Below are 23,576 nucleotides of genomic sequence, written 5' to 3' on the forward strand. Positions count from 1 at the left end.
CATGCATTCGAAACGCCGGAAAATCCTGTTTTATTGCCAAAGCCTGGTCGGTTTGGGGCATTTGACCAGCAGTCTGTTGGTGATTCGCGAGTTGTCGACTTACGCCGATGTCGATTTGATTCACGGTGGACAAGGCTTGCAACAAATGCCGGAACTGCCCGGATTTAGGCATCTGCGTTTGCCAACTATCTTAATCGACAGTGCAACCGATGAGCTTTATGCGCCGGATAGCGATGATCCTATCGAAAACGTCTGGGCCGAGCGCGCCGCCGCTATCGAGCGCTTTTTAGATTGGCCCTACGACGCGGTGATTGTCGAGTTTTTCCCGTTCGGTCGGCGGCGCCTGAAAAAAGAGATTCTTGGGCTGTTTGCCACCGTTAGACAGCGTTGCGCGGCGGTACCGATTTTTTGTTTTGTCCGGGAAATTTTGGTGCCGGCGCCGCTGGACGCCGAACAGCGCATGGTGAAACTGGTGCGGGAACACATCCATACCGTATTCGTGCGCGGCGACCCAAATATTGTTCACTTTGAGGAAACGTTTGCATTGACAGCCGATATTTCCGATCGTCTGGTGTATGTGGGTTATGTCAGCCCTCCATTGCCAGGACAGTGGCCGATTCGCCAAAACAAAATTGTGGTCAGCCAAGGTGGCGGCGAAATCGGTATGAATTTGTTACGCTCAGCTATTCAAACCGCTCCGTTATTAGCCGAATACCAGTTTTTAGTGGTGACAAGTTCCAGAGCATCGACAACTGAAATAACTGAGTTGCAAGCGTTGATACGCAGCGAAAACGTCAAGGTGGTTTCCTTTTTGAGCAATTTTCAAGAAGAGTTACTGACCGCTGCGTTGTCCATCAGTCTAGGCGGTGACAACACTTTGATGGACGTGATCTGCACCCGCACGCCTGCGCTAGCGTTTCCGTATGGCGGCAACAGTGAGCAAGGCCTGCGGATTCAGAAGTTATCGGGTAAAGGATTTATAAGCGTCTTAAGTCAAACGGATCTGACTCCAGCACTTTTATGCACCAAAATCAGAGTGGCTATAAACCAACCCTACCCTGATGAAATTATCGCCATGAATGGCGCAGTAGAAATGAGCAATAGGATTGCTCTGATTATCGACGAGCTTGTAACGGTTTAATGATGGGTATATCAAGCTACCAAGGCCGTATTTGCATCCAACAAATCGGCGTTTGGTGTCTGCGGCTTGCCAATCAGGATGCAACTGCAACAATAAAATGGGCCATCTTCCCGTGAATGAAAAGACCGTACTTTACAGTGAATAGTAGCCAGCCTGTTTCTAAACAGTATCCAGCTACAAGTTATACGGTCATGCCATGGGCTATGGCGTATTGCACCAGCTTGACATCGCTGTCGATATGCATTTTTTGCATCAAACGCGCCTTGTGGGTGCTGACGGTCTTGCTGCTGATATCCAGCTCCTGGGCAATTTCATGGACTTTTTTGCCTTTGGCCAACATCCGCAAAATCATCAGCTCGCGTCCGGACAACAACTCATGCGGCACCAACGGCGCCGCGCTGCTGGCTTCGAAGGCAATTCTCTCGGCAATGTCGCCGGCGATATAACGTCCACCGGCGGCTACCTTGCGTATGGCTTCCAATAAATCCTTGGGCGAACTGTCCTTGGTGATATAACCCGAAGCGCCGCTCTTCAGCTTGCGTTTGGCGATCTGCGGTTCGTTGTGCATGCTCAACACCAGAATCGGCGGGCTGTCCGGCATTTCCCTTATTTTCGCTATCAGCTCGACCCCATGAATACCGGGAATCGATAGATCGAGCAGAACCAAATCGATGTTCTCTTTTTGTAATATGGCCAGCACTTCCTCGCCGCTTGCGGCTTCCGCGCCGACAATGATGTCGTCCTCCCCCTCGAAAAGCTGCTTGAGCCCTTCGCGCATCAGTGCGTGGTCATCGACGATCATGAGGTGTATCACGTTGTTGCTCCTAGTTTTGTTGATGTAGTTTACCCAATCGCGCAAAGCCATTATCCCTGCCCTTGCACGACGCAGGGCTTGGCCGTCTGATTGATCGGAATACGCAATTTTAATACCGTACCACCCGTCACCGCCGTCGCAATCTCCAAGGATCCCTTCAATATCAGCGCGCGTTCGCGCATGCCGACTATGCCATAGGAATTCGGCCTGCCGGCCGTATCCGGATCGAAGCCCTTGCCGTTATCATGCACTTCCACCTCGCAGACACCAGCGTCGCTATGAATGAAAATATCGACGCGGCTGGCCTCGGAATGCCGCAGCACATTGGTCAACGATTCCTGCACGATACGAAATACCACCATCGCCCTATCCTCGTCCAGCGGCACATCCTCGCCGGGCACATGTAATTCGCACGCTATGCCCGTGCTTTCGGCATATTCTTGCACCAACCATTCCAATGCCGACACGATACCCGCGCTCAGTACCGCCGGCCTGAGCCGGCTGGCCAGACTGCGCACCATCTGTATCGCCCGATCGACGATACCGACCATTTTTTGGGTTTTATCGCGTAAAGCCGGATTGGCGTCGCCGAAGCGAAAATCCAGCGTCGTCACATTCAAGCGCAATACATTCAGCAATTGCCCCAACTCGTCGTGAATTTCGCGGGCGATGCGTTTGCGCTCTTCCTCGCGCGCCTCTTCGCGCTTGGCGGTAAGCACGCGCAACTGAGCGCGCGATTCTTCCAAGCGCCGCTCGGTCACCTTAAGATCGGTAATATTATGGCCTATCACCAACACCCCAATAACCTGGCCGTCTTCGTCATATTCCGCTACCGCATGCATGTCATGACTCGCCAAATTGCCGTCGGCACCATACCATTCCAACAAGATACGATCCGGCGCTCCGGTTTCCATCACCTGTTTTAAGCGCCCCATGTATTGTTCGGCCCGCATCATCGGCTTCCAAACTTCGGTCGGACTTTTGTTCCAGGCAGTTTCCAACAAAATGCCGGTTTCCCGTTCGTAGGCCGGATTAAGGTACACGCGACGGCAATCGCGGTCATAACGTACGATCATTTCCGGCGAGTTTTCCGCCAAGGTCCGAAACTCCAACTCGCTCTTGCGCAGCATGGCTTCCATCCGTTTAATGCCGGTTATGTCATGGCCTATGGTCAACACACTGACGATTCGATTGCTCTCGTCGAACTCCGGCACCATCGAAACGGTGTAATAAGTCGGCGAGCCATTCTGACCGGAAACTTCAAGCAGTAATTCGTCAGCCTCGCCACTGGTCATCACCCGTTGCAGCCGCTCGGTATATTCCTCGGCCGTCGGCGAGGCCGGCCACCGGGATTCCAACGTCTTATTAGCCTGGGTTGGACTGGATTCATCGGGCGCGATCTCGAAATAGCTCCGATTGGAGTAAATCCGCCGACAGGCCCGGTCATAACGAATGATAATATCGGGCGAATTTTCCGCCAGACTGCGAAACTCGCGTTCGCGCCGGATTAACTCCTGTTCCAGCCATTTTTGCTCCGTGTAATCGCGGCCGATGGCAATCGCCCCCACCACGTGCCCATGGTCGTCCAACTCCGGCGCGATCCGAATAAAATCGTACAAAGCTCGCCCCCCGCCCAGCGGCCCGCTAATCAACTCGAATTCGGCCGGTTCGCCAGTGGCAATCACCTTTTCCAGCACGTTCTGGTAACACAACATGGCCTGATTTTCGGGAAAGATTTCAATCGAGCGCTTGCCTACCACCTGTTCGTTGTTCAAACCCAGGGTGCGCTCCAGTATCCGATTGATATAGGTCACCCGAGTATCCCTGTCGTAACGTCCTATATTGTCCGGTGCATTTTCGGCCAGGGTACGAAATTCGCGTTCACTGTTTAACAAGCGGGTTTCGATTTGCCGGCGTTCTATCGCAATCGCGGCAAAATGGCTGGCGCGGCGCAGCAGTTCTAAATCGGCGGGACTCGGCCCCCGCGCCTGACGCCGGTAAATACCCAGGGTACCTAACACTTTGCCGGCGGAATCGAAGATCGGCTCGGACCAACAGGCCAACAATCCGGCCTGTAAGGCCACCTGCTTGTAAGCCCCCCAATAAGGATGGCTACCGATATCGTCGACAATCACGGTTTCCCCGCGCCAGACCGCGGTACCGCAGGAACCTGCACCGTCGCCGACCTCGATGCCGTTGACGGCCGAGGTAAAATCGTCAGGTAGATGGGGAGAAGCGAGTGCCCGCAAGTGTTTGCCGTCGGCATCCAATATCATGATGCTGCCTAGACAATCCGGGTTAGCTAGCTCGATATATTGGATCACCAGATTTAATATATCCAGCAGTTCGCCGCCTTGGGCCAAGCCCTCGAAAATTCGCCGCCGGGTTTCCTCCAGGGCTGCCTGTAACTTGCGCTCGCTAATGTCGCGCACCAGGCCCAGGTTGTACTCGGTGCCGAGATATTCGAAGTAGCTGGCGTTGACTTCGACCGGAAACAGCCGGCCGTCTCGAGCCCGATGCCGGGTTTCCAGCGTCACCGATCCGCGCTGTTTCAGGGTTTGCCAAAAACCAGACCACAGCGGCTGGGGCCAGTCCGGGTCGATATCGGCCACCCCCATGCCGAGCAGGGTTTCCCTATCGTAGCCCAACACCCGGCAGGCTTCGTCATTGACGTAATGAAAGCGGGCGTTATCATCGACCAAATAGGCGGCCTCGCCAACATGATTCAAGGCAAAATCCATCAACGCCAGACGCTCCTGGGTCTGCTTACGCTGTTCTATTTCACCGCGCAACTGGGCGTTACTGGCAATGAGCTGGGCGGTGCGCTGCTCCACTTGCTGTTCCAGTTTCACCTGATAATGGCGTAACTGACGGTTTTGCTCCCGCAATTGCCGTTGCATGGCCTTCATGCGCAAATGGGTCGAGACCCTGGCAAGCAGTTCATCGATCTGGATCGGCTTGGTCACGTAATCGACGCCACCGACCTTAAAACCGGCCACTTTGTGTTCGATATCGTTCAGCGAGGTCATGAATATGACCGGTATATTAGCGGTTTCGGCCTGGCTTTTCAGTCTACGGCAGACCTCGAAACCATCCATATCCGGCATCATCACGTCCAGTAAAATCAGATCGGGCTTGACGAAGGCCGCGCGTTGCAAGCCTTCTTCGCCATCCTGGGCCACTACCACCCGGTAGCCGCCGGCGTCCAGACTGTCCACCACCAACGCCAGGTTGACCGGAGTATCGTCTACGATCAGCAAGGTAGGTTGGTCGGAACTGTTATGTAATCTATGCAAATGAATTTACCCAATCGATGAAAATTGCCGCTGACTTCGACTACGCTCAGTCAACGCTATAGTGACTTTTGCCCTCAAAAGCCATTCTCTGCCAGCCAGGCCTCGAATTCGGCCTGCGGCATCGGTTTAGCGAACAGATAGCCTTGGGCGACAAGGCAGCCGTGCCGTTTCAGATAATCCGCCTGTTGCTGGGTTTCCACACCCTCCGCCACCAGTTCCAGATTGAGGGCCTGGGCAATCGAAATAATGGCTTTCACCAGCTCGGCCTTATCCCGAGCTTCGGGAATGTCCCGCACGAACGATCGGTCAATCTTAAGCTGGCTGACCGGAAAACGATGCAAATAACTTAACGACGAATAACCGGTACCGAAATCGTCGATGGACAAAGCCAGCCCCATGCCATCGAAAGCCCGCAGCACGTCGAGAATATCGCTGCTATCTTCGAGCAGCAGACTTTCGGTGATTTCCAGTTTCAGCCATTGCGGCTGGCAGCCGGTTTCCAGCAGGGTTTGACGGACCGTGGCCAGCAAATCGTTGCGCAGAAACTGGCGGGTAGACAAATTGACGGCGATTTTGACCGGCGATGCGCGACCGGCATTCCACAGCACAGCCGCCTCGCAGGCGGTCTTCAGTACCCATTCGCCGATGGCAATGATCAGGCCGCTATCTTCGGCCACCGGGATAAATTTCTCCGGGCCGACCATGCCGCCGTCGCCCCGGTGCCAACGTATCAAGGCCTCGGCGCCGGTCATGCGGCCGCTAGCCAATTCGATCTGCGGTTGATAATACAATGCCAGCTCGCCGTTGGCGCGAGCGTGGCGCAATGCGGTTTCCAGTTGCATGCGCTCGCCTGAGCGGGCAGTCAGTTCCCGGGCATAAAACTGGAAATTGTTGCGGCCCTGCCTTTTGGCATGGTACATGGCCGAATCGGCGTAGCGGAACAAAGCGTCGATGTCGGCACTGTCGCTGGGATAAATGGCGATGCCGAGACTGGCGGAGATAAACATTTCACGCCCGGAAATCTGGAACGGCTGATCGAAGGCCATAACCATCTTGCCGGCCATGGCGGCTATGGCATCGGCTTCCCACACCCGCGGCAATAAAATCGCGAACTCGTCGCCGCCTAAGCGCGCCACCATGTCGTGGCTACGCACACATTGCAACAACCGGTCGGCCGCCGCGCATAGCAGCAGATCGCCCATGCCGTGGCCCAGGGTGTCGTTGATCTCCTTGAACCGATCCAGATCCAGCAGCATCAGTCCGAACCGGTAACCGTATTGAGCGGCGTCGGCCACGGTATGCCGCATCCGCTCGACCAGCAGCGCGCGGTTGGGCAAGTTGGTCAGCGCGTCGTAAAAGGCCAGCCGATGGATACTGCGCCGGTACTGATCGATCTCGGTGATGTCGCGTCCAACCGCCAGTACGCTACCCACGCTACCGTCGCCGGCGAGTTCGGGAATCAGACTGATAAAGCTGACAATCTGCCTACCGCCGGCGGTTTCCCAGGATAATTCGAAGTTGGCCGGCAAGGCGCTGGCGAGAACCTGCTCGATCCGGGCCTGATATTCAAGTGCCGATTGCCCGCCCGGAAACTCGGCCGGCGTCCGGTTAATCACTTGCTCGGCATCGCCGCCCAGCTGTTCGAGCATTTTTGGATTGGCATAAATCCGCCGGCATTTCAGATCGTAACGGGCGACGGTATCCGGGGTATTTTCGACCAGCGAACGGAATTGCCGTTCACTTTCCAGCAAGGCTTCCTCGGCGGTTTGCCGAACTTCGATTTCCGCTTCCAGCTTGCAATTGCTGACAATCAATTCGGCGGTTCGCGCCGCCACTTCTTGTTCCAGTAATTGCTGGTGCTGTTGCAATTGTTGGTTTTGTAGCTGCAGCTGTTTTTGCATCCGGCGCAACTTCAGATGGGTATCGACTCTGGCGATCACTTCGCCAATCCTTAGCGGCTTGGTAATATAATCGACCCCGCCGGCGGCGAAGCCGGCCAATTTATCGTCTTCCTCCGACAGGGCTGTCATAAAAATGACTGGAATATCCCGCGTCGCGGCATCGGCTTTCAAGCGCCGGCAAATCTCGAAACCATTGTCGCCGGGAAGCATCACGTCCAGCAAAATCACGTCGGGTTGCACGAAGGTGGCGCGCCGCAGACCTTCCGATCCTTCCTGCGCTATCACCACCCGGTAGCCGTGGGCTTCGAGATTTTCGACCGCCACGCCCAGGTTAGCGGGAATGTCATCGACAATCAGTATGGTGGGAATCGCCACGCTCGTCGTATCGGCAATCATCATCGGCTGGTCCGGTTCAATTCTAGGGTTTGTTCCACCAGCTCCAGAATCGCCTTGGACTGGTAGCCTTGGGCCAGACCGCGCAGTTGCTCGGCAAAAGGCCGGTAGCGCGGGTCGATTTCAATCAGTTGTTCGGCCTGTTGGATAATATCGCGCATGCTGCCCTCGCGGGCAAAATGGTGCAAAGCCTCCATGGCCTCCGGCGGAGGCAGCGCTAGCTGTTGCAGGATAGCCGATGGCCGCTCCGGTTCCACTAACGACGCCGCGTAGATTAATTCGAGATGTAACAGACCCGAGATTTTGCGCGGAAATGTGTTCATATCGATGGGTTTGGTCAGAAAAACAGCGGCTCCGGCTTCCATGGCATCGGCAACAGTCTTGCCGGATGAATCGTCCGAAATGGCGATGATAGGCGTTTGCGCCAGAGCCGGCAATCGCCGCAAAGCCTGGATGGTTTGCGGACCGCCCCCATCGGTCAACATCATATCCACTACAATCAGGTCCGGCGGCGATTGTCGCGCCTGGTCCAAACACTCGGCCCCGCTGGCCGCCTCAATGGTTTCGAATCCCAAGCGGCCAAGCATCTCAACCAGCAAAACCCGTTGCTCGGGCAATGCCTCCGCCACCAGTACTCGCCGCCTTGGCCCCCGATAGCCGATGACCTCGGCTTGATCGCCGCCGCCCCCTACCGCTACTTCGGTGACCTCCAGATCGAACCAGAACCGGCTGCCCTCGCCCTCCCGGCTACTGAATTGAATGTCGCCGCCCATCAACCTGACCAGTTCCCGGCTGATCGCCAGTCCAAGGCCGGTACCGCCCTGATGGTAGCGGCTGTCCGCCGCCTGCTCGAACGGCTGAAAAATACTGTTCATTTGGTCGGCGGCTATGCCGATGCCGCTATCTTCAATTTCAAAGCGTACCCGGCCCTCTTGCGGCGCCGTCACCCGTAGACTAACCTGGCCGAGTTCACTGTATTTGACCGCATTGGACAGTAGATTCAATAACACTTGCCTGAGGCGGGTTTCGTCGGCGCGTATCATAACCGGCACATTCTCGGCAATCTCGCAGCGGAAGGCCAACTGCTTCTGCTCGGCCCTGACGCTGACAATGCCGGACAGATTGCGCAAAAAACTCGCCAGCGGCACATCGCCGAGTTTCAAAGTCTGTTTACCGGCCTCGATTTTGGCGTAATCGAGAATGTCGTTGATCAGATTCAGCAAGTGTTCGCCGCTTTGCTGGATCACGGTCAGCATCGCGGACTGGCGTTCCTCCAGACCGTTTTCCCTGAGCAACACCTGAGCGTAACCCAGAATGCCGTTCAACGGGGTGCGCAATTCGTGACTCATGCGCGCCATGAATTCGCTACGCATGCGCACCAGCCGCACCGCCTCGGCCAGCGCGGCTTCGCGCGCCGCCTCCATGGCCTTGCGCTCGCTGATATTGCGCGCCACCCCGACAGTACCTAAAACGGCTCCGTTGTCGTCCAGCACCGGCACCTTGTCGATTTCTATCCAGATGTCACCGTCCGCGTTCGCCAAACGATCTTCGTAAATCTTGTGTTGTCGGCTGGCCATCACCGCCCTATCCTCGGCAATGTAGGCTTCGGCCCGCTCATTCGGCCAAAGATCGTAATCGTTCTTACCGACCATCTGTTCGACGCTGAGACGGCAGGATTTGGCGGTGGCCTGATTGACCAATACGAAACGGCTCTCGCTATCCTTGAGCCAAATCAACAGCGGCAGGGTGTCGATGATGGTGCGCAGGTAACGGGTCTGTTGCCGTAGCTCCTCCGTGCGTTCCAATACCCTTTGTTCCAGGCTGACATTTAGCGCCTGGATTTGTTGTTCCGCGCGCTTGCGTTCGGTAATATCCCTGGCAATGCCCAAAATCCGGCGGATTTGCCGAGATTCGTCATACAGAGGAACCAGGGTCGAATGGAAATGGCGGCGCCCGCTCGGCAAATCGACCGTGGTCTCCTCCTCGATATTGCTGCCGGCTTCAAGGCAACGGCGGTATTTGGCGACGATAGCGCGCTCGGGTTCTTCCGTCTCGCCATCCTCGCCAACCACGCTTCCGATGTCGATTCCGATCAATTGTTCGCGCGCTATCCCCATGGATTGTTCGAAAGCGAAATTGAACGCCAGATTGCGGAAGTGTCCTTCCGGCGTGACTTCGACCAAATACAGAGCGTCCGAGGCGTTCTCGAAGATTTCCCTGTATCGCAACTCACTTTCTTGCAAGGCAGCCTCGGCGCGTTTGCGTTCGGTGATGTCCTGCACATTGGCAATACGGTGTAGAACTTGTCCGTCTATCCCCAGCACCGCCGTAACGTCCATGATTACCGGAAAAACCGTACCGTCCTTGCGCACATGTAATGATTCGAACACGTGATGATCGCTCTGGCCGGCTTGGCCTATTCTCCATGGATCCGCGTCACGGATTGCGGGTGCGAAAGCCTCGACGATCGACCGTTCCGACAACTCTTCCACGCTGTAACCGTGCATCCTGGCATAAGCCGGATTCATCAGTTCAATCGTTTTCCCGTCCGCGCTGCCCACGACGACGCCCCATTCGGCATGTTCGAAAACATCCCGCCAGCGCCGCAACTGAATATTGGCGGCGCCAAGCAGGCGATTGACGCGGCGCTGTCGAGCTAGAAAGCCCGCGATAATCATCAGCATGGACAGACTACCGCCCAGCACCGTCCACAGCCAACGTTGCTGCAGGCTGCGATGGCTGATTTCCGCTTCTTGGCGTTCGTTGAGGCGGTTGAGTTCGCCGATCTGGCGCTGCTTGATTTCGTCCTGATAATGTTGGGCCAGATCGACCATGCGGGTACTGGCCTTTTCGGCCGCGGCCTTGGCCGACATTTCATCGGCTTCCGTCAGCAATTGATAAGCCCGTTTATGATCGCCGCGAGCGGCGGCGATGCCGGCCAAACTCTTGGCGCTTTTACCCAGATACAGCGGAAATCCGATTTCCCGCGCAAGTTGGTAACCCCGTTGGGCATCGGCATCGGCCCGTTCGGTTGCTCCCAGGCTCAGGAAGTCGCCGCCGCGAATATATAGCGCCCACCACAGGCCTATCTTGTTATTGCCCTGTTGATAAATACTCTCCGCCTCATCCAACAACACGACTGTTTCGCTAAGCCGGCCTTGCGTCCGCAGGCCCTCGGCCAAGCCAATCAGCGCGTGGGCAACATAAAACGGTGCCCGCAGGGCGCGAAACATGTCGATGGCCCGGCGTATCTCCGCTTCGCCGCCGCTGAAATCGCCCATGCCAAAACGGCTGCTACCCGTGCCGAGCAAGGCCTCTGCCTCCAGGCGCTTGGAATGGGCCTCGATGGCTTTTCCGTGCATATTACGGTAATAGGCCAGGGCATCCGCATGCCGATGATTGAGGTCGTAAGCCGCCGCCATGCCTTGATAGGCATAGGTCAATGCCATGGCATCGCCGCTACGCTCAGCGATGTCCAATGCCTGTACCGCGATGGCGACGGAATCGTCGAGCTGCTCCATGCGCCGGTACATCATCGACGTGCGCAGCATGGCTTCGGCCAACAGATCGGAACGGTCGGCACCCTCGAGTACGGTCATGGCGTGAACTACCGCTTCGTTCATTTTGTCGATTCGGGCCTGATTGACGCTAATCAATGCTCTGTTGAGATCGGCTTCGGCCTGACCGATCCGATCGTTGTGTTGCCGGGCCAGATCGAACGCCTGCCGGGCATGCTCGGCGCTCTGTTCGGTGTGGCCGAGATAAATCTCGATTCGGGCCAATACATTTAACAAACCTGCCCGGTCAGTCGGCGTGGCGTCCAGGGGAACTGTATTTTGTAAACGTTCGGCTTCGACCAGGGCAGCCAGGAAGTCGTTTTCCGCCAAGCGCCGGATCTCGACGATCTGGCCGCGCCATTGTTCCAATGCATTATCGGCATGCGCGCCAGTGCTCAACAATAACAACAACAGCATTGCCAGCATTGGAGGATAAAGCAAAGCCGTCATCAATAGCGCACCATAACCATCGCGCCCACCTGAATATCGTTCATCCATACGCTTTGCGGCCGGGTTTCCACGCCGTAAGGTGATTTTTGAGAAAGTTTGTACCCATTGCCAATGTCAAATATGTGTCGTTCGCTGAGCGGACTTGTGCCGAGCGAAGCCGAAGTAGCCGAAGCGAACGGTTGACTTCGACTCCGCTCAGTCAACGGCAAATTACTTGGATTGGGTACATTTATTGCCATAAATCGCCTAATAGGAGTTACGCAAAATACCGAGTAAGTTCATGCCTTCAAGGGAAAATGTAAAATGGTCATGGATACGACAACCCGGCGAGTCATCCAGCCAGCCGTAATCTCGGCTGTATACCAATCTAGCCGGATGAATAAAACGGCTTAATGTCGGTTCCGGCTTGTAAAGGAGTAATAATTTACCACGAGAGCAGGCGATTAAAATCGCCCTACTCCGCCAAACTGAAAAAGCCAGGAACTTGGCCTGCGTAGCTTGAGGCTTAATAGTGATCCGCTGACAGGTTGCTCAGACAGTTTGCCGGACGGGTTCTCCGACGATACGGGGATCAAATTTACCTGATCTGGAAACCCAAGCCATAACATGCTAAGTTGGTAGGCGACAGTATAGGCGGAAGCCGCCCGCGGTTAGCAGCCGGACCTATCGGTAGTTCCAATTTGTTGAGGTGATATATGACGACGCTGTATTACAGTCATGCGGATTTTCTCAATCACGACACCGGCCCCAGTCATCCGGAGAGCGCGGACCGATTGCGCGCGATCGATCAGGCACTCGATAGCGCCGAATTTAAGTCCTTGCGCCGAGTTCCCCCTCCTATCCCCGACGACATTCAGCAAAAACTGGCGCTGATTCATAGGCCGGCGATGATCGCGCGGGTATTGAGCGGGATTCCGGAGCACGGTCTGGCTTATTTCGATGCCGATACGGTGGCCTCGCCCGGTTCCAAACAAGCGGCCCTGCGCGCGGTCGGCGCGGTTTGCGATGCTGTCGACAAACTCTGCGGCGGCCAAGCCGACAAAGCCTTTTGCGCGGTGCGTCCGCCCGGACATCATGCGATGCCGGGTTATCCGATGGGTTTTTGCCTGTTCAACAATATTGCCATTGCCGCCGAGTACGCCCGCCGTCACTACGGCCTGGAGCGCATCGCGATTGTCGATTTCGATGTGCATCACGGCAACGGCACCCAAGCCGCATTTTATGAACAGCCGCAGGTGTTGTACGCCTCCAGCCATCAATGGCCGCATTATCCCGGCAGCGGCGATCCGTTGGAAAATGGTGTCGGCAATATCATCAATGTGCCGTTGGCGGCCGGCACCGACGGCGCGGTATTCAGGACCAAGTACAGCGACATCATTCTTCCGGCGGTCACTAAATTCAAGCCAGAGCTGATTCTGATCTCGGCTGGCTTCGATGCGCACAAGGACGACCCATTGGCCTCATTGAGATTGGTCGAAGATGATTATCGCTGGGTTACCGCTGAACTGGTGGAGATTGCCGACGCTTGCTGTCAGGGCAGGATTATTTCGACATTGGAAGGCGGTTATAACTTGAAGGCATTGGCGGCCAGTGTTGCCGCGCATGTCGCTGTATTGGCGGGCATAAGTGGGGGCGATTGAAGCGCCCCCGTAAAATCTTATTGCATGGCCGGAACGGTATAAACGTAATCGGCGTCTTTCATCGGTGAGTGGCAGGCAAAACAGGTGGCGGATTTTTCCTTATCGTTCATCACCAGCTTGTCGCCTTCCCAATGGCCAAAGCCCCAACCACCGGTTTCGGCGAATTTTTTGCTGTCCTTGACCATCGCTTCGGCGCCGGCGAATTCACCGGGTACCACAGCTTGCGGCCAGTTTGGGTGGGTTTTTTCCTTCCAGCCTACCTTGGCGATAATGGTACCATCCGGCCAAGGCTTGGTGTTACCGGCGCGGGCGGCTTTGATGGCAATGTCGTTACCGACTATGCTGCGCACCAGTTTTTTATCCAGCCGGTGCGAGACGCTCAATGTCAGCCAGTCTTTATATTCGCCATGCACCGGCTTCTCGGCTTGCGCTTCGGCATGGAGTTGGGTAGCCGTCATCAGCATGGCCGAAGCCAAAAGCCAGGAAACAATAGTGTTGTTTTTCATGTCATCCTCCGTAATCTGCGGTCAAGTTGTTTACTATAGCGCTGGGGATTTTAACCAGTAAATGCTTAGACCGCTAAGGTAAATCGTCAACCTTGTTGCGAAACTCAATGCCCGCCGGCGGCTTCGCCGGCATCGGCGGAAACTTTGCTGACCCACGGCATCAATAGCAAAGCCAGTAGAAAAATCAACGCCAGGGTATGGAACAGGGTATTCATGGTCAGCACTTCGGCTTCACGCATTGCCATTCCGTAGAGCTGTTTCAGCGCCGCTGACTCTGCATCCGGCAATCCCGCCATCGAGAACCGTTCCCGCAAACCGTTCAAAAACGTTTGCGTCTGTGGCGAACCGGGCGTCACATGTTCCCGTATCCCCGCATAATGTTGTTTGTTGAGTTGTATCATCAGCGTGTTGGCCACCGCTAGACCGATTGCCCCACCCAGGTTGCGGGTCAGGTTGTAAAGCCCGCTGGCATTTTTCACCTCATCCGGCGGCAAGGTGCCCAGTGCCAGCGAGTTGATCGGCAAAAAACAAAACATCAACGAAAACCCTCGCACCGCCTGCGGCCAGAAAAACTCCCAGTAACCGGCCTCGTGAGTCAGATTGCCGTTCATCCAGCTGCCCAACGCAAAGCCGGACAGGCCTAACGCCAGCATCAATCGGGAATCCAACACTTTCGCCAGCGGCCCGGCAACGAAGGCCGATAACAACTGAAACAAACCGGTGATCATGATGTATTGGCCGATCTGCAAACTGTTCAAACCCTTGACGCTGGCCAGATAGACAGGCATCAGAAACAGTAAGGTGAACAAACCGATACCGAGGACGAAACTGAATACACAACCCACCGCGAAATTACGATTGCGAAACGCCCACAGATCGACGATGGGGTGTTCTATGCTCAGTTCGCGATAGAACATCGCGATGCCGGATAGCGCGGCGACCAGACTGAAAAATACGATCTCCCGACTCTCGAACCATTGTTCGCGCACGCCTTCTTCCAACACAAATTGCAGACTGCCCAGAAAAATCACGATGTAGACAATGCCGAGAAAATCGATCTTGTCCAGCAAGCCCCAATCCGGTTCGTCGACCCGCACGAACAGCCAGGTAGCAACGCACACCAGCAAACCGGGCACCAAGTTGATCAAGAATAAGGCCTTCCAGGACACCACTTCGGTCAGATAACCACCCAGTACCGGGCCGGCGGTTGGTGCGACGGTCACCACCATGCCGACCACGATCACCATCGCCGGCTGTAAACGAGGAGGGAACAAGGTGTAGATCACCGCGAACACGGTCGGTATCATCGCGCCGCCGAACAAGCCCTGAAAGGCGCGGAACACCACCATCGCCGGCAGATTCCAGGCCAGGGCGCAGCACAGACTCATCAGCGTAAAACCGCCGCAAGACAACACGAACAAAATTCGCGTCGAAAAAGCCCGCGCCAACCAACCGGACAACGGGATGATCACGACTTCCGCCACCAGATAAGCGGTCTGCACCCAGGTGATTTCGTCCTGCGTCGCCGACAGCCCGGCCTGTATCTGTTCCAGGGAACTGGCGACGATCTGGATGTCCAGAATTGCCATGAAAATGCCGAATACCATCGCGAAAAAACCGATCCATTGACCGGTACTAACGCTGAACGCTTCGCTTGAACTCGCTTGTTCAGGCTCGATTATCGTGGCCATGCGCTAGCGCACCTTGATTTTGACCACGGTCGAAAGGCCGGGTTTGAGTTTGCTCAAATCGGCGGCCGAATCGAAGCGTATCTTCACCGGCACCCGGCGCACGACCTTGGTGAAATTACCGGTGGCGTTTTCCGGCGGCAGTAGGCTGAATTCCGAACCCGACGCCGGCGCGAAACTGTCCACCCGGCCGCCAAACACCTGATCGGGATAGGCGTCGACTTTGATTGCCGCCGCCTGCCCCGGTTGCATTTCGGCAATCTGGGTTTCCTTGAAATTGGCTTCCACGAACAAGCCCTCGCTGGGAATCAGATAGCCCAATACATGGCCGGGTTGTACCAGTTGGCCAAGCTGCACGCTACGGTTACCGATGATGCCGGCCATCGGCGCGGTAATCCGAGTGTTCGCCAGATCGATGCGGGCCAATTCCAGAACCGCCTGGGCCGCTTGCAAGCGGGCGCGGGTTTCATTGATTTGGGCATCCAGAGCCGCTAATTGGCTTTCGGCTTCGGCGCGCGCCGACAGCACTTTTTCCCGTTGCGCGGCGGCTTGCTTGTGAACCGAATCGGCCGTATCGCGAGTCTGCGCCGATACCGCGCCCTCCTCGGCCAAATTGCCGAAACGTTTCGAATCCTTGGCGGCCCGGGTCAAATCGGCTTCGGCGGCGTTGATATTGGCCGCTTCCTGGCGAATCTTGGCGTTTTGGGTGTGCTTGTCGGTTTCCAGGGTTTGAATATGGGCGGTTTCGGTTTGCACCCGCGCCTCCGCCTCCGCCACCTTGGCGCGGAAATCGTGATCGTCGATGATCACCAATGCATCACCCGGAGCCACCCGCTGGTTATCCTGGAATAACACTTCCTTGACATAGCCGGTTTCCTTGGCGCTGATCAGGCTGATGTGGGCTTTCAGATAAGCATTATCGGTGCTCTCGAAAGGATGGACAGCCCGCCACCAATACACGACGCCGGCCGCGCCGATGGCCAGAAATAGGACAATACTTAAGAATTTTTTGCTGAATGGCATGAATGACTCTTGCTTAACTAAACGGTATAGTTTAGTCTACTCATCAACCCCACCTCGATGCAACTTTATTTTTTATTCCACAATCCGATGAAGAAAACCGACAATCCCAAACGACAAGCCATACTCGACGCGGCCAAGCGTGCTTTTATTAGCCACGGCTACAGCGGCGCCAGCGTGGAAGCGATTGCAGAGGCCGCGCCGGTATCCAAACCCACCCTGTACAACCATTTCAAAAGCAAACAGGACTTGTTCGCCGCCGTAATCGAATGCCAGTGCCAAGCCTTACTGAACACCCTCAACAGCGTACAAACCGAAGCCGACGATCCGGTGGTGGGTTTGAGCGCCATCGCCCATGCCTTCGTCGATCTGGTTTATGCCGACGAAGCCTTGCAACTTTACCGGCTAATCATCGCCGAACAGCAGCAATTTCCGGAACTGGGCGAGCTGATTTACCGCTCCGGACCGGTACCGGTATTACGGTTAATGTCGTCTTATCTGGCCAAACTGCATGAGCGCAACATAGTCAATATCAGCGACCTGGAAACTTCGAGCCATCTGTTCCTGGACATGTTGAACGGCGATCAACATTTCCGTTGCCTGCTGGGCTTGCAAACCGGTCTAACCAACCAGGAAAAACAGCGGCTGGTCGACTCGGTGGTTGCCTTCTTCCTGAAAGGACATGGCTATGAAGCCTAAGATCTACTTCTTTGTATTCCTGAGCTGGCTGAGCGGCTGTGCGATGGGACCGGATTACCATGAAGAAACGCCAGTAGTGCCGGCACATTGGCAGGCTTCGGCGGCGGCCCAAAATTCGATAGTCTGGTCCAGCACCCCGGAAACGCTGAAAACCTGGTGGAAAAGCTTTGAAGATGCCGGCCTGGACAAGCTGATGGATAAAGCCTTGGCCGGAAATCTGGATGTAAAGATGGCACTGGCGCGCATCGATCAAGCCCGAGCCGAACGCCGCGGTACCCGTGCCGAACTGTTTCCCAGCGTCAATGCCACGGTCGGCGGCCAACGTCAAGAGAATCCGTTCCCCGGCTTGGCGCCCGGTATCAAGTTCAATCTATTCGAACTGGGTTTCGACGCCTTGTGGGAAATCGATTTGTTCGGCCGCCAGCAACGCCGACTGGAAGCGGCGGCAGCCGATCTTGACGGAGCCCGGGAAGAATACCGGCAAACCCTGGTGATACTCAGCGCCGAAGTGGCACGCAACTATATCGACTATCGCAGCTTACAACGCCAGCTACTGATTACCCGTACCAACCTTGAATCCCAACGCCATACGCTGAGTTTGACCGAGAAATTGTTCAACGAAGGCGTCGGCACCAAGCATGACGTAGTGCGCGCCCGCGCCCAAACCGAAGCCACCGAAGCGCGGGTTCCGGCGCTGGAAGCCGGACAAATTGCCCACTTGCGGCAACTGGAATTGTTAATTGGCCAACAGCCGGGTACGCTGGCCGCCGAGTTGAACGACTCGGTACCCATGCCGGTTGCGCCGGCAAAACAACTGCTGACTTCGCCGGCCGAAACCATCCGCAGCCGTCCCGACATCCATGTCGCCGAACGCAAACTGGCGGCCGCCACCGCGATGCAGGGCGCAGCGATCGCTGAACTATTTCCGAAAATATCGTTATCCGCTTTTCTGGGGTTACGCAACACTGATCTGGAAAGCTTGTTCAAATCGGCGGCATTTTCCTATGGCACCGCCGCCAACCTGGTGCAACCGTTATTGAATTTCGGCAAAATCCAAGCCGGCATCGATCTGGCCGAAGCCAAGCAACAAGAAGCTTATCTGGGCTACCAGAAAACCATACTCGACGCATTACGGGAAACCGAAACGGCGCTGACCCATTATCTGAAGGAAGAAATTCGCCGACAAACCCTCGCCCGAGCGGTGGCGGACTTACAGGAATCGGTGCGTTTATCGCAATTGCGTTATAAGGAAGGCGTCACATCCTTTCTGGACGTATTGGATGCGCAGCGAACCTTGTATGTGGCCGAGATTGAACTGGCCCGCTCGGAAGCCGACACCTCGGCCAATCTGATCGCGGTGTACAAGGCGCTGGGTGGCGGGGCGAATGCGACGCTACCGCAAACCTAAATTTACCGAAGGTAAATGATGCCAAGACCGTCACGGTCAAACTGTGTCGCCGAAGCCCATGAAGAGCTGCCCGCCGGGCCGAACGCTGAACAGGGTGTATTTGTCCGACGTCCAGGCACCATGGCCTGAACCGATGCCACAATAGCAAAGCCCGCCTGCGATAAGCATCGGCCTCGTGCTACCATTTACGTCTTTTATCCCGTATCAAAGCGCATTCATCGACAGGAACTCGCCATGCCCGGCAATAACAACCGTTTACCTTCCCTCTTACTCTGGACTGGCGTCGCACTGATCGGCGCCTTTGCCGTCGGCGGCATTGCGCTGCAACGCGGCGAGAGTATCAATAGCATGTGGCTGATCGTGGCCGCGGTTTGCGTTTATGCCTTGGGCTACCGGTTTTACAGCGCCTTTATCGCCGCCAAGGTGTTGGTATTGGATGCTGGCCGCGCCACGCCGGCCGAACGTTTCGACGATGGCCGCGATTTCATGCCGACCCATAAATGGGTGGTGTTCGGCCATCATTTCGCCGCGATTGCCGGCCCCGGCCCGTTGATCGGTCCGACCCTGGCCGCGCAATTCGGTTATCTGCCAGGCACTTTGTGGATTTTGATCGGCGCGGTGCTGGGTGGCTGCGTACAAGATTTCGTGACCTTGTTCTTTTCGATCCGCCGCGACGGCCGTTCGCTGGGCCAAATGGCCAAGGACGAATTGGGCGCGATCGGCGGCGGCGCGGCGATGATAGGCGTGATGATGATCATGGTGATCCTGATCGCGGTGTTGGGTCTGGTGGTGGTCAATGCGATGAAGCACAGCCCATGGGCCACTTCGACGGTGGCGGCGACGATACCGATCGCGGTGCTGATGGGCATTTATTTGCATCATCTGCGTCCTGGCCGGGTGCTGGAAGCGACTTTGATCGGCGTGTCACTGTTGATTTTTGCGGTGATCGGCGGCGGCTGGATCGACGATAACGCCACCATTCGTGGCTGGTTCGATTACGACGCCCCGCAATTGGCGCTGATGGTGATTCTGTATGGTTTCGCCGCCGCCGTGCTGCCGGTCTGGCTGTTGCTGGCGCCGCGCGATTATTTGTCCACCTTCATGAAACTGGGCACCATCTCCGCGTTGGCGATAGCCATCGTGATATTGCGGCCGGAACTAAAAATGCCGGCACTGACACAGTTCATCGATGGTAGCGGACCGATCTTCGGCGGCAAGCTGTTTCCGTTTGTGTTCATCACCATCGCCTGCGGCGCGATTTCCGGCTTCCACGCGCTGATTTCTTCCGGCACCACGCCCAAATTATTGGCTAATGAAACCGACGCCCGCTTCATCGGCTACGGTGCGATGATGATGGAATCGTTCGTAGCGATCATGGCGATGATCGCCGCCACGGTTTTGGAACCCGGGGTTTACTTTGCGATCAACAGCCCTGCCGGCATCGTCGGCAAGGAAGCCGTGGATGCGGTCGCCAAAATCAGCGGCTGGGGATTTCCGGTTAGCGTCGAACAAATGCAGCATCTGGCCCGAACCATGGGCGAATCGACCCTGTTTGCCCGCACCGGCGGCGCGCCGTCGTTGGCCGTCGGCATGGCCAGCCTGTTTGCCCAGGTTTTCGGCGAACATCTGTTGGCCGCGTGGTACCACTTCGCGATCATGTTCGAGGCGCTGTTCATCCTGACCACCCTGGATGCCGGCACCCGCGTCGCCCGTTTCATGTTGCAAGACATGCTGGGCAATTTCAATATCGGCGTCGGCAAGTCCAACAGTTACCCTAGTATCCTTCTGACTAGCGGTCTGGTGGTCGGCGCCTGGGGCTATTTCCTCTACATGGGCACTATCGACCCCTTGGGCGGCATCAACAGCCTGTGGCCGCTGTTCGGCATCGCCAACCAGATGCTGGCGGCAATCGCGCTGTGCGTCGGCACGACGATTTTGGTCAAATCCGACAAGCTGAAATATGTCTGGGTCACCGCCCTGCCCTTGTCCTGGTTGATCATCGTCACCAGCACGGCAGCCTGGGAAAAATTGTTTTCGGCGGATTTGCGGGTGGGCTTCTTGGCACATGCCGCCGATTTGTCGGAAAAATTGACTAACGGCTCGCTGACTACCGACATGGTCAACAAGGCTCCGCACCTGATTTTCAACGATTATCTAAATGCCGGCCTAACCGGTTTATTCATGTTGATCACTTGGTTATTGCTGGCCGACACACTGCGAGTGATTTATTGCGTAATCAGCGGCAAAACTTACCCGGCATCCAGCGAATCCGCGCATATTCCCAGCAGATTGGCCGAGGAATGGGTGCGGGATTGAGTATCGTCGTCAGCCGCTCGGAGGATAATTGCGAAAAAGGATGAGCCCCGCATCACCCGCAAATTGTATTAGCGCCGATCGGCTAGTGGATTTTGGGTGCCGGCATTTTCACGCTGCTGATTCAGATAAGAGCCCCCGACTATGAAAATCATCGCCAACAAGTACAGTACCGCCGCAATGTTTTTGACCTTTTTGCTGCCATCGTCATGGTTGTCGGTTTTCATATCTAACCCTCGCTTGGTGTAAATGCCGATATTGTACTGATAACAAAATACCCGCCACAACCTTTGTGACTTAGTCACTGATATTTAATCAGCTTATCCTTATATTTGAATTGCCTTTTGCTTCTGATCTGACAAACAACAGGTCATTCAACAGGCCAAATTCACTTATAAAAAAGGTAGGATTACAATGTTAGACTTCATATTCGGTATTGCCTCGGGCATTTTACAGATGAACCTGAGAGACCCTCATGACATTCCTTTCGCCTTACCACTGGTATTTTCAGCCGTGCTGGGTTTTGTCCTGGGTTTTATTTTAATTCAGCTGATCGGTAACGAGAAAAAACGGGAGGATAAGCAGCAGGATTAACCGATTTCGGCCCCGGCAATGATCTTGTATAAAGCATCCGCATCAATGACTTCGATGCAGCCCCGGCTTAGATTCAACCATCCACAATGTTCAAAACGTTTTAGATGACGGGAGACCACTTCACGAACCGAGCCCACTTCCAGGGCCAGTTCGTGATGGGTCTTATTGATGGTTTTAGTTTGGTCGGCCAATAGCACTTTTGCCAATTTTTGATCGACTGTACCGAAGCTGAGCGCCTCCATGCGTTTGATGACATCCGTCAAACGCTTGGAAAAATTCCGAAACACAAACTCCCGAAAAAAAACCGATTGTTCCAAACAGCGATGGAAAACATGGGCGGGAATGGCAAAGGCGCTGATATCGGTTTCGGCGTAACCTTCGGCGGGATAGTGGTTATCTCCCAACAGGCAGGATGTCGTCAGCACACAAGAATCTCCAGCATGCACATAATAAAGCAGAACCTCCCTGCCATCGGCCGAAATGATTTGAGCCTTCACTCGGCCGGCAAGCATTAACAGGTAGTTTTCACAGATTTTTCCCGGATAAAACACTTGCTGCCCGGCCGGCAATTTCACCAAAACCGCCGATTCCATCAACTGGTTCAGCACTTTATCGTCCCGGCCGACAAATTCCGGGAAATGCTGTTTCCAAGTTGCCAGGTTCATTAACGAGCGGAAACCAAGGCGCGCAATACATCCACCCGGCTGATCATGCCGGCTAAAGCACCGTCCTTAAACACTGGAAAACTTCTAATGGAAGTGTTTTGAAACTTGGCGGCGACATCGACCAAACTGTCTTCAACATCAATCACCTGTGGGTCGGTCGACATGAACTCGCTCACTTTTCCGGTCATGCTTTGATTGTAAGCGGATTCGATCACCACTTTCATACCATCCTTTTCGGAAAAAATACCAACCAGCTTACCGTGGTGATCCACCACCGGCACACTGGTCACTTTATGATCGAGCATTTTGGTTAAGGCCTGCGCGACATCGGTCTCGGGCAAAACGGTCACCAGATGGGTGGACATGTAATCGGCAACAGCAATTTTAGCTAACATGGTTTTACCTCACTTTATGATTATTATTGTCCGACGGAAAAACTTACGCTGAATACAAACCGCCTATCCTTTTCCGTTACCGCGATTATTATAAAAATCGCTGGCCGTAGCCAGCATTATTGTTATCAACCTCGCGCCAAAGCCATGCCAAGCAAGCTTTGCCTACCCGAATCGGTACTATCGATTGAGTTGCCAGAATATTCTATTCGGCTACACTGATAAGCAATTTTCAACCATCAAGGATACTCGGAATTATGCCAACACAAATGCATCAGCTATTCGACAATATTCACAAGTTGCCCCAAATTCCGGAAGTCGTCAGGACCATTATCAATCAACTGAACAATCCGCATGCCGAAATGCTGAATATTGCTAAGAATGTTGAGAAAGAACAAGTCATTGCGCTAAAAATACTACGCCTAGTCAATTCCGCTCATTTTGGCCTGTCACACAAAGTGGCTTCCATTGAACAAGCGACGGTGATGCTAGGCATAAACCAGCTAAAAACGTTGGTCATTGCATCGGGCATCGTTAGCGCCATTCCGAAGATTGAAAACTTCGATATCAAGAAATTCTGGAACAACTGCTTCAGAACGGCGGCCTACGCAAAATGGCTTGCCGAGCACAACAATCTAGCGGGCGATATTGCCTATACCGCCGGGTTGATCGGCAATTTGGGTAATGTACTGATTCACATGGTTTACCCAAGCGAAGCCAATGAAATCGATCAACATGTAAAAGCCGGCCATGCTACTCGCCCGGAGATTGAGCGCAACCGGATTGGCTTTACCAATCAACAGGTTTGCGCCGAACTGTGCCGCCGCTGGAAATTTGCGGACGAGTTAATCACCGCCGTCGAGCAATCGGCCGAGCCATCGACATTTGAGCAACCCTCCGCGTTAGCATGCACACTGCATCTGGCCCAATATCTCAGCAATTGCGTCGATCAACATAAAAGCGAAGAAGAGATATTGGCCGTTTTCCCGCTATCGGTCGCCGAAGGCATGGGCTTTTCCGAAAACGCTATCAAAATCCATTTGAGCGAAATCCTGGCTATCGAATCCAATCTGGAAGGTTTAACAGACTAGGGAGTATC

17 protein-coding genes are annotated in these 23,576 nt (G+C 55.0%); 7 read left to right on the plus strand and 10 right to left on the minus strand.

What is annotated here, in order from left to right; genetic code table 11:
- The first annotated feature begins 1 nt into the window (after position 1).
- Positions 2-1,141 (plus strand): glycosyltransferase family protein, encoded by a 1,140-nt coding sequence (locus IVG45_RS06570; RefSeq protein WP_196437064.1) that lies wholly within the window; start codon positions 2-4, stop codon positions 1,139-1,141.
- Between the two features lie 181 nt (positions 1,142-1,322).
- Here IVG45_RS06570 and IVG45_RS06575 read toward each other — a convergent pair whose 3' ends face one another.
- The 4 genes from IVG45_RS06575 to IVG45_RS06590 form a co-directional block, all read right to left on the minus strand.
- Positions 1,323-1,955 carry a response regulator gene (locus IVG45_RS06575; RefSeq protein ID WP_196437065.1) on the minus strand — a complete coding sequence of 211 codons (633 nt, stop codon included), beginning with the start codon at positions 1,953-1,955 and terminating at the stop codon, positions 1,323-1,325.
- A 50-nt stretch (positions 1,956-2,005) separates the two neighbouring features.
- Positions 2,006-5,251: a PAS domain S-box protein gene (locus IVG45_RS06580; RefSeq protein WP_196437066.1), complete on the minus strand. Its 3,246-nt coding sequence runs from the start codon at positions 5,249-5,251 to the stop codon at positions 2,006-2,008.
- A 74-nt stretch (positions 5,252-5,325) separates the two neighbouring features.
- Entirely contained in the window at positions 5,326-7,551 is a 2,226-nt protein-coding gene (locus IVG45_RS06585) for a two-component system response regulator (protein WP_196437067.1), read from the minus strand.
- The gene (locus IVG45_RS06590; RefSeq protein ID WP_196437068.1) at positions 7,548-11,600 is read right to left on the minus strand and encodes a PAS domain S-box protein; all 4,053 of its coding nucleotides are present in this window, start codon (positions 11,598-11,600) and stop codon (positions 7,548-7,550) included. The genes IVG45_RS06585 and IVG45_RS06590 overlap by 4 nt, the downstream gene beginning before the upstream one ends.
- Before the next feature lie 647 nt (positions 11,601-12,247).
- On the opposite strand from IVG45_RS06590, the gene IVG45_RS06595 reads away from it, so the two are divergent.
- Positions 12,248-13,192, plus strand: coding sequence for a histone deacetylase family protein (locus IVG45_RS06595; RefSeq protein WP_196437069.1), 945 nt, complete (start codon positions 12,248-12,250; stop codon positions 13,190-13,192).
- A gap of 17 nt (positions 13,193-13,209) precedes the next feature.
- Here IVG45_RS06595 and IVG45_RS06600 read toward each other — a convergent pair whose 3' ends face one another.
- The 3 genes from IVG45_RS06600 to IVG45_RS06610 form a co-directional block, all read right to left on the minus strand.
- A complete protein-coding gene (locus tag IVG45_RS06600) occupies positions 13,210-13,698 on the minus strand; it encodes a cytochrome P460 family protein (protein ID WP_196437070.1) in 489 nt (162 codons plus the stop codon).
- A gap of 104 nt (positions 13,699-13,802) precedes the next feature.
- Entirely contained in the window at positions 13,803-15,389 is a 1,587-nt protein-coding gene (locus IVG45_RS06605; RefSeq protein ID WP_196437071.1) for a DHA2 family efflux MFS transporter permease subunit, read from the minus strand.
- Between the two features lie 3 nt (positions 15,390-15,392).
- Entirely contained in the window at positions 15,393-16,409 is a 1,017-nt protein-coding gene (locus IVG45_RS06610; protein WP_196437072.1) for an HlyD family secretion protein, read from the minus strand.
- A gap of 87 nt (positions 16,410-16,496) precedes the next feature.
- Here IVG45_RS06610 and IVG45_RS06615 point away from each other — a divergent pair, with 87 nt between their 5' ends.
- The 3 genes from IVG45_RS06615 (at position 16,497) to IVG45_RS06625 (ending at position 20,829) form a co-directional block, all read left to right on the plus strand.
- Positions 16,497-17,105, plus strand: coding sequence for a TetR/AcrR family transcriptional regulator (locus IVG45_RS06615; protein ID WP_196437073.1), 609 nt, complete (start codon positions 16,497-16,499; stop codon positions 17,103-17,105).
- Positions 17,095-18,513 (plus strand): efflux transporter outer membrane subunit, encoded by a 1,419-nt coding sequence (locus IVG45_RS06620; protein WP_196437074.1) that lies wholly within the window; start codon positions 17,095-17,097, stop codon positions 18,511-18,513. The genes IVG45_RS06615 and IVG45_RS06620 overlap by 11 nt, the downstream gene beginning before the upstream one ends.
- Before the next feature lie 234 nt (positions 18,514-18,747).
- The gene (locus tag IVG45_RS06625) at positions 18,748-20,829 is read left to right on the plus strand and encodes a carbon starvation CstA family protein (protein ID WP_196437075.1); all 2,082 of its coding nucleotides are present in this window, start codon (positions 18,748-18,750) and stop codon (positions 20,827-20,829) included.
- A 68-nt stretch (positions 20,830-20,897) separates the two neighbouring features.
- Here IVG45_RS06625 and IVG45_RS06630 read toward each other — a convergent pair whose 3' ends face one another.
- Complete coding sequence (locus IVG45_RS06630) at positions 20,898-21,053, minus strand: hypothetical protein (protein WP_196437076.1); 156 nt, start codon at positions 21,051-21,053, stop codon at positions 20,898-20,900.
- A 187-nt stretch (positions 21,054-21,240) separates the two neighbouring features.
- Between IVG45_RS06630 and IVG45_RS06635 the strand changes: the two genes are divergently transcribed.
- Complete coding sequence (locus tag IVG45_RS06635) at positions 21,241-21,420, plus strand: hypothetical protein (protein ID WP_196437077.1); 180 nt, start codon at positions 21,241-21,243, stop codon at positions 21,418-21,420.
- On the opposite strand, the gene IVG45_RS06640 is transcribed toward IVG45_RS06635, so the two are convergent.
- Entirely contained in the window at positions 21,417-22,085 is a 669-nt protein-coding gene (locus tag IVG45_RS06640) for a Crp/Fnr family transcriptional regulator (RefSeq protein ID WP_196437078.1), read from the minus strand. The genes IVG45_RS06635 and IVG45_RS06640 overlap by 4 nt on opposite strands.
- Positions 22,085-22,480, minus strand: coding sequence for a CBS domain-containing protein (locus tag IVG45_RS06645; protein WP_196437079.1), 396 nt, complete (start codon positions 22,478-22,480; stop codon positions 22,085-22,087). The genes IVG45_RS06640 and IVG45_RS06645 overlap by 1 nt, the downstream gene beginning before the upstream one ends.
- A gap of 254 nt (positions 22,481-22,734) precedes the next feature.
- Here IVG45_RS06645 and IVG45_RS06650 point away from each other — a divergent pair, with 254 nt between their 5' ends.
- Positions 22,735-23,568 carry an HDOD domain-containing protein gene (locus IVG45_RS06650; protein ID WP_196437080.1) on the plus strand — a complete coding sequence of 278 codons (834 nt, stop codon included), beginning with the start codon at positions 22,735-22,737 and terminating at the stop codon, positions 23,566-23,568.
- Positions 23,569-23,576 lie beyond the last annotated feature (8 nt).

The organism is Methylomonas sp. LL1 (genome assembly GCF_015711015.1).
Taxonomy (GTDB): domain Bacteria; phylum Pseudomonadota; class Gammaproteobacteria; order Methylococcales; family Methylomonadaceae; genus Methylomonas.

What these genes read in the sequence shown, in the direction of transcription:
- IVG45_RS06595 (WP_196437069.1), top strand. Translation starts at nt 12,248, where the DNA reads ATGACGACGCTGTATTACAGTCATGCGGATTTTCTCAATCACGACACC.
- IVG45_RS06615 (WP_196437073.1), top strand. Translation starts at nt 16,497, where the DNA reads ATGAAGAAAACCGACAATCCCAAACGACAAGCCATACTCGACGCGGCC.
- IVG45_RS06635 (WP_196437077.1), top strand. Translation starts at nt 21,241, where the DNA reads ATGTTAGACTTCATATTCGGTATTGCCTCGGGCATTTTACAGATGAAC.
- IVG45_RS06585 (WP_196437067.1), bottom strand. Translation starts at nt 7,551, where the DNA reads ATGATGATTGCCGATACGACGAGCGTGGCGATTCCCACCATACTGATT.
- IVG45_RS06650 (WP_196437080.1), top strand. Translation starts at nt 22,735, where the DNA reads ATGCCAACACAAATGCATCAGCTATTCGACAATATTCACAAGTTGCCC.
- IVG45_RS06625 (WP_196437075.1), top strand. Translation starts at nt 18,748, where the DNA reads ATGCCCGGCAATAACAACCGTTTACCTTCCCTCTTACTCTGGACTGGC.
- IVG45_RS06600 (WP_196437070.1), bottom strand. Translation starts at nt 13,698, where the DNA reads ATGAAAAACAACACTATTGTTTCCTGGCTTTTGGCTTCGGCCATGCTG.
- IVG45_RS06620 (WP_196437074.1), top strand. Translation starts at nt 17,095, where the DNA reads ATGAAGCCTAAGATCTACTTCTTTGTATTCCTGAGCTGGCTGAGCGGC.
- IVG45_RS06640 (WP_196437078.1), bottom strand. Translation starts at nt 22,085, where the DNA reads ATGAACCTGGCAACTTGGAAACAGCATTTCCCGGAATTTGTCGGCCGG.
- IVG45_RS06605 (WP_196437071.1), bottom strand. Translation starts at nt 15,389, where the DNA reads ATGGCCACGATAATCGAGCCTGAACAAGCGAGTTCAAGCGAAGCGTTC.
- IVG45_RS06610 (WP_196437072.1), bottom strand. Translation starts at nt 16,409, where the DNA reads ATGCCATTCAGCAAAAAATTCTTAAGTATTGTCCTATTTCTGGCCATC.
- IVG45_RS06570 (WP_196437064.1), top strand. Translation starts at nt 2, where the DNA reads ATGCATTCGAAACGCCGGAAAATCCTGTTTTATTGCCAAAGCCTGGTC.
- IVG45_RS06645 (WP_196437079.1), bottom strand. Translation starts at nt 22,480, where the DNA reads ATGTTAGCTAAAATTGCTGTTGCCGATTACATGTCCACCCATCTGGTG.
- IVG45_RS06590 (WP_196437068.1), bottom strand. Translation starts at nt 11,600, where the DNA reads ATGGATGAACGATATTCAGGTGGGCGCGATGGTTATGGTGCGCTATTG.
- IVG45_RS06630 (WP_196437076.1), bottom strand. Translation starts at nt 21,053, where the DNA reads ATGAAAACCGACAACCATGACGATGGCAGCAAAAAGGTCAAAAACATT.